This window comes from Photobacterium sp. R1, from assembly GCF_054600795.1.
Genome location: NZ_BAAHZP010000076.1, coordinates 1 through 485 on the forward strand (window position 1 = coordinate 1; position 485 = coordinate 485).

The 485-nt window shown below is 57.1% G+C and carries 1 pseudogene; it reads left to right on the forward strand.

Annotated elements, in window-relative coordinates:
* Window positions 1-26 precede the first annotated feature (26 nt).
* Window positions 27-485, forward strand: a pseudogene (locus tag ACYP03_RS24025) (phage tail protein); the annotation flags it as partial.

Consider the following 485-nt stretch of genomic DNA (forward strand, 5'->3'; position numbering starts at 1 on the left):
GAACTGCTGCCCAAGAAGGATGAGAAATGAATCAGAACCTGAAAACCGTTGTCACGCTGGGCGGCACCGTAGACAGCCGCTTTGGAAAGATTGGCAGCGCGTTCAATGAGTCCATGGGAAAGGCCACGAAGACGGTCAAAGAGCTGGAACGTGAACAGGGGAAGCTGACCAGGCAGATCCGCAAATCCAAGTTAGCCGGTGCGGATGTCAGTCTCTTGACCCGGCGCTATCAGCAGCTGGGGCAGGAATTGGATGATGCCCGGGAAAAGGCTGAGGCATTTGAAGATGCGGCTGATGTTGGAGGTCGGCTTCGGGGCTGGGCCACTGCCGGAGCCACTGCGGTCGGAAGCCTCTGGGCGACTACGACGGCCTTAACCGGTTTGATGACCGTCACCAATGACAATACGTCCACCATGGTGGGCATGGCCAAGGCCTACGACATGAGCATTGAGCGATTCAATGCCTGGAGCGGCGTGGCAAACAAA